We start from the raw sequence: 1643 nt of genomic DNA, 5'->3' as shown, positions 1-1643 counted from the left end.
CTAACTTCTTTGCTTTCGCTGAATTTTGAGTTGGGGGTCTTACTGCTCATTAAAGCGGGATAAATTGAAATTTAATGACTTAACATTATGCTTATCTTGGGAGCAAGGTATTTTATCGGTGAGTGTATACAAACCATGTAATGCTTGCTGTTAATAATGCTGACGAAATCAAAGCTGTAAGAACACTATATGTTCGCCACATAAGTATTGTTGACCAATCGAAAGCACAGCACAGTATACCCAGGGCAATCGTAGCGGTCAGGAAAATAACTGTTACGGTTATTCTCTTTTTTGTCATTGGCTGCCGCTCATTCGTTCTCCTTCTGCGTAATCCTAAGAGAAATAGCAAAACGGCCAATAGGCAAAGAATAATTGTGATAGACGACAAAATGATATCCAAAAGCTGTGTGCCGCTTATTTCATATGACTGATTTAGATTGCCTTCTAATATATCTTTAACTTTTAGTACCATGTTTGTATTGGTATTTGCACCGTTGCTCAGCAAGGAGACGGCTGTTCGTTCATTTGGCAGTATGACTACTTCGGTTCTGAAATTTGGATTGCCCCCAGTGTGTTCTATAATCGTTTGTTCGGCGTTTACGGACCAGCCTGCCGCATAATACATACCGTTGACAGCCGAAACAGACATATCACCCCTATGTGATTTTTCGATAACCGTGTGAAATATTTCGGGTATGTCCTGTACGATACCCATCTGTATGCCCATCCAACGCGCCATATCTTTTGTATTAGAAATGATGTAGCCTGCGGGTTTATTCCCAGCATAATCCGGAGCTTTAAATGGAGTTGTCATAAAAAAGGAAGAACGGTAGCCCTGTGCCAACTGTCCAGTGGCTTGAGCATCTTCTTTATAAACATATGTCTGGTGAAGACCTAACGGCTGAAATACCTGTTCCTTCATAAAGTCTTCATAGCTTTGTCGCGACACAATCTCAATAACCAAACCCAATACGTCATAATTAACGGTTCCATAGTTATACTGTTCACCGGGAGGGAACGCCAATTCAGCATCAACGAGCATTTCCACAGTCTTTTGCAACATATCCGGTGTATTGCCTTGTGGAATATTTTGAAGATGCCTAATATTTGTTAGACCACTGGTATGGTGAAGAAAGTTATTTAGTGTAAGACTTTGCATATCAACAGGTTTCCCTTGATACTTTAATGTAAACCAAGGTAAATATTTTTGGACAGGGTCAGTCATTGAAAGCAGCCCTTGCTCTTCCAATAGCATAATACCCATACCGGTAAAAGCTTTACTGACCGAGGCTAACTCATAGAGTGTATTTTCACTTGCAGACAACCCCTTTTCACGGTCTGCATACCCTGAAGAAAAGTAGAACACTTCATCATCAGCAAGTATTGAGATTGACATTCCCGGCACACCTGATATACGACAGGCATCATCTAGCAACGCTTGTATTGCCGCAGATTGCGAATCTGACAACGCATAACTTTGTGTTGCAAATCCTGAGAATAATATAAATATCGTTAATACAAAAACAATAATCTTTTTCATAAACTCTCCTTTTTGGAAAATTATAAGAGAATAATATAAAGTGAACCTATAATCAGCCCTCACCAATCGGACGTTTACGGGCAGCCCGACCCCCACCTAACTT

The 1643-nt window shown here is 40.3% G+C and carries 1 protein-coding gene; it reads right to left on the bottom strand.

Annotation, left to right across the window (positions count from 1 at the left end; all coding sequences use genetic code 11):
• Window positions 1-112 precede the first annotated feature (112 nt).
• A complete protein-coding gene (locus tag GFJ36_RS04585; RefSeq protein WP_157349503.1) occupies window positions 113-1540 on the bottom strand; it encodes a serine hydrolase domain-containing protein in 1428 nt (475 codons plus the stop codon).
• Between the last annotated feature and the right edge of the window lie 103 nt (window positions 1541-1643).

Source organism: Bacillus sp. EE-W1 (genome assembly GCF_009760835.1).
Taxonomy (GTDB): Bacteria; Bacillota; Bacilli; order Bacillales; family Bacillaceae_G; genus Bacillus_A; species Bacillus_A wiedmannii.
This window is presented reverse-complemented; position numbering and strand designations above follow the sequence as displayed.